Raw genomic sequence first — 3,997 nt, forward strand, 5'->3', positions numbered from 1 at the left:
GCTGGGATGAATGGAGAACTTGGTCGCATCGGCCCCGCCTACGATGATCCAGGTCACCGGCTCATCGGCCGAGTAGGTGTCCACCGCCGTTTGGTTCTCCGGGACCGACTTCGTGGTCGGGCCGGTCAAGACGGGTGCGGTGTCGTCGAGGTCGAGAACCGTCACGGCGACGGCTTGCGTGCTCGTGTTGTTGGCTGCATCCGTCGCCGTGAGGACCACGTCATAGACGTTGTTGGTGCCGCTGTCGGCCGGTGTCTCAAAATCCGGAGCCACCAGGAACGTCAGGGCCCCAGTGGCCGGGTTGACGGCGAACTTGCCCGCGTCCGCACCCCCGGTGATGGACCAGGTCACCCCTTCATCGGCGGTGAAGGTCGCCACGGTTGCTGTACCCTCGTTCACGGACTTGGCCGAGGCGACCGCACCCGCTCCGCCCGATGGGCCAGTGATCTGTGGCGCCACCTCGTCGAGGTCGAGGACCGTCACAGCAACGCTCTGCTGGCTCGCGTTGCTGGCCGCATCCACGGCTTTCACGACCAGGTCATAGACGTTGTTGGTGCCGCTGTCGCTCGGTGTCTCGTAATCAGGCGCCGCAACAAAGGTGAGCGCACCCGTGCTGGCATTGATCGTGAACTTGCTCTGATCCGCGCCGCCGACGATGGACCAGGTGACCGGCTCGTTGGCCGCGAGCGTGGCGACCGCTGTCGTGCCCTCGATCACGGACTTGGCCGAGGCGGCCGCACCGGCCATGCCCGAAGGTCCGGTGATGAAGGGCGCAGCCTCGTCGAGGTCCGCCACAGTCACTGTGACGGTCTGCTGGCCTGTGTAGCCGTTCGCATCAGTGGCCAGAATGGTCACGACGTAGGTGTTGTTCGCATCCGAGTCGCTCGGTGCCTCGAAGTCTGGCGCTGCAGCAAAGGTGAGCGCGCCCGTCGTCGAGCTGATCGTGAACTTGCCGGCATCGGTGCCACCCTGGATAGACCAGGTGACCGTCCTGTTGGCTGTCAGCGTGGCCACAGCCGTCTGGGTCTCGTTCACCGTCTTGGCCGAGGCCGTGGCTCCGGCCGTGCCGGACGGCCCGGTGATTGCGGGCCCGCTGGCCTGGACCGTAGCAAGGTAGGAGTTCAGCGCGTTTAAAAGGCCGTTGGTGGCGGCGTTGCCGCTGACGCTCGAGCCGTCCGAGTAGGTCTGGGACGAGCCGATGATCCGCAGGCCGTAGTTGCTGGTCGAGCCCAGCGTCATGGAGAACTGATTGCTTGAGCCGTAGGAGATCGTGCGGGCCGGGTTGGCCGGATCGGGGATGAAGCCGAACGCATGGAGCGTGCTGCCCTGGGTGTCGCGCCAGTTGATGGCGCCGGGAACGTCGATCACGGTGCCGTCGTCGAGGAGGAGGCGCAGTGTGCCCGGAATGTCGTTGCCCTGGGCGGTAAACTGGCCTGTGCTGGAGGGCTGGGTGAACGTGGCGCGGTCGATCTCGAGCGTGCTGAAGATCCGGATGTTGGTGGCCGAGTTGTTGCTCGACCCAACGGTGCCGATAAACCCTTCGGGAAACGGCACGGAGACGCTCTGCGCATAGACGGCTGATGCCGTGGACGCGAGGAAAAGAAACGAGGCGGAAACGATCCTCCGCAGACCGGCCTTGTTCACGATAACACTGTCCTAGACTTGGCGATTGTTGATGGCTTGCGCTTCGTCAGGGTCAGTGAGCGGTGATTGTGGCGCCAGTCTGGCCTGTTGACGGCTGCTTAAGGACGACGGACGAAGCACAGCTGTCACGACCGGGAGGCAGCAGCCAGGCGGGATGTCGTGCAGCCATCTTACCTATGCTCGTTCCAAGGGGCACAGGAATAGTCATGGTTCAGCCAGCGCGTGAGTTGCGCAAGCCAACCTAGGTGTGCTGGCAGAGCAGGTTAGCATACCAGTACACAGCGACCAGACGATCCTCAGCCGTAGGGGTGATCGGCGACTGGTAATCTGACGCCTTTCGCATGTGTTGTTTCCAACAGACACGGGCGTTCTTCACTGACCTACCGTCCCCGGCCCTGTAGCACCACACGAACGGTTGCGGCCAGGATGCGCAGATCGGTCCAGAAGGACAGCTCCGCCGCGTACTGGTCGTCATAGCGGGCCCGGTCCGCAAAGGTGCTGGTGTGGCGCTGGCCCACTTGCCAGCTGCCCGTGAGCCCGGGGCGGAGAGTGGAGTAGGCCACCCCCGGATAGAGCGGCTGCTGCTGAGGGAGCATCGGTCGTGGGCCCACCAGACTCATGTCGCCGCGCAGGACGTTCCACAGTTGCGGGATCTCGTCGAGCGAGGTCCTGCGCAGGAGGTGTCCCACGCGCGTGATCCGGGGATCATGGCTGAGCTTTTGGTAGGTGTCCCACTCAGCCCGCGCGTCCGGGTGGTCCGTCAGGTAACGCTCCAGCCTTTGCTCCGCATCCACCACCATGGTCCGAAGCTTCCAGAACTGAAAGATGCGGCCCTGTCGGCCAACCCGGTCTTGGACAAAGAAGGCCGGACTACCAGACAGGCGGATCACCACCACCAAGAGCCCCACAAGGGGCAGCACAGCGGGCACGACTAAGATCAGCAGGAGCAGGTCGAGCAGGCGCTTGCCAAAGGTCGGTTACACCGGCCGGAGGACAGGCAGGACCTTGCGCGGCTGTGTTCCGGACGATTGCTGGGCAGAAAGCTCGTGGACTGTATAAGCTCCCGCATCCGACATGATGGCCTCGCAACCAGTGAACTGCCAATTTCAGGGAGCCAGTTCGGAACTGGATCGACGCCTCATAGCTTCCAATTTTATATTTGTGCAACAGATACTTGTGAACGCTCAATATGTTTAGAGGTTAACATTGTGCGCGCGTGTGCCGCCTTCAATGAGGAGGGCATTGCCGACGCAATCGACCGGCTCTCTGGACCGTCGCGGCCCCACCCTGGCGCACTGATCTTGTCGAGAAGCAGCATATCATCTGAGCCCCCCTGCCTCCGGTCTTGCCGCGCGAAGCTGCGCTCGACACGGATCGGGTGTTGATTGAGTGAGGCTAGGTTGCCAGGCGGCCGTTCTGGCGGCTCGCCCGTGTGGCCTTGCTTGGTCCACAACCCAGCCAATCTTGGCAAACCTTATCTGCTAATCCTGCCAAGCCATGGGAGCTTGGGATCCGTCAGCTTGGTCGTAGGTTCTGCTACCACAGCCCGTCCTCCAGGTTTCGGCAGGCGTCACGACCCTTGTTGCCCCTGCCAGTCCAGCGTCTGTGGATCAGGATGTCCCTGGCGAACAAGACTGCAGAAGAAGCCAGCACGAGAACTACCGTCAAGACCATCGCATATCCACCAGAGCAGGAGCTTTGAGAGACCTCTTTGCCAAAGCGCCTTTGAGTTAACCACTAGACTAAAAGGTCGGATCAGAAGCGGGGCTTCATCGCTCATGACACCGGGGTAGAGTCTCAGATCGCGCTTACACGCGAAGGCTAGATCATCGTTTGCGCTTGGTTCGCGATCCTATTGACGACGGCTCCAACCGGTTCAGCGATCTCATCCAGAGTTTCTGTTTTGTCAACAATCGCCAAATTGTTGCCATGATTGCTCCTCATCTCCTCGCCTCGTTGAACGAGGACCAAGTGAGCCGGTGAGTCTTATGAGCAAAGAGCCGAAACTAACTCAGCCCCGCCGTCCACGCCGGATCCTTCTGGCGGGGGGTGCGGGATTCGTGGGCTCCCATTTGGCCGAACGGCTGGTCGGAGCGGGGCACGAGGTCATCTGCGTGGACAGCCTGCAAACGGGGCGGCTGCCGAACCTGGCCCCCTTGATGCGGGAGCCGCGGTTTTCCTTCCTTCGCCACGACATCGGGCTTCCCCTGAGCGTGGATGGGCCGTTGGACGAGATCTGGAACCTGGCCTGCGCGGCCTCCCCGCCGCAGTACCAGCGCGATCCCCTGCACACGATGCGCACCTGCCTGCAGGGTAGCTGGAACCTGCTGGAACTGGCTCGGGAGAAGCGCGC

Annotated in this window: 2 protein-coding genes and 1 pseudogene; 1 reads left to right on the plus strand and 2 read right to left on the minus strand. The window is 62.5% G+C overall.

Annotated features, from left to right (window positions below; genetic code table 11):
- Both FHG66_RS21075 and FHG66_RS21080 read right to left on the minus strand, forming a co-directional pair.
- Positions 1-1,644 (minus strand): annotated as a pseudogene (locus FHG66_RS21075) (hypothetical protein); the annotation flags it as partial.
- 380 nt (positions 1,645-2,024) lie between these two features.
- Positions 2,025-2,603 (minus strand): sugar transferase, encoded by a 579-nt coding sequence (locus FHG66_RS21080; RefSeq protein ID WP_139079111.1) that lies wholly within the window; start codon positions 2,601-2,603, stop codon positions 2,025-2,027.
- Positions 2,604-3,704: 1,101 nt separating this feature from the next.
- Between FHG66_RS21080 and FHG66_RS21085 the strand changes: the two genes are divergently transcribed.
- The coding region (locus tag FHG66_RS21085; protein WP_246082710.1) for an NAD-dependent epimerase/dehydratase family protein at positions 3,705-3,997 on the plus strand (293 nt) is incomplete at its 3' end.

The organism is Rubellimicrobium rubrum, assembly GCF_006152115.1.
Classification (GTDB): domain Bacteria; phylum Pseudomonadota; class Alphaproteobacteria; order Rhodobacterales; family Rhodobacteraceae; genus Rubellimicrobium; species Rubellimicrobium rubrum.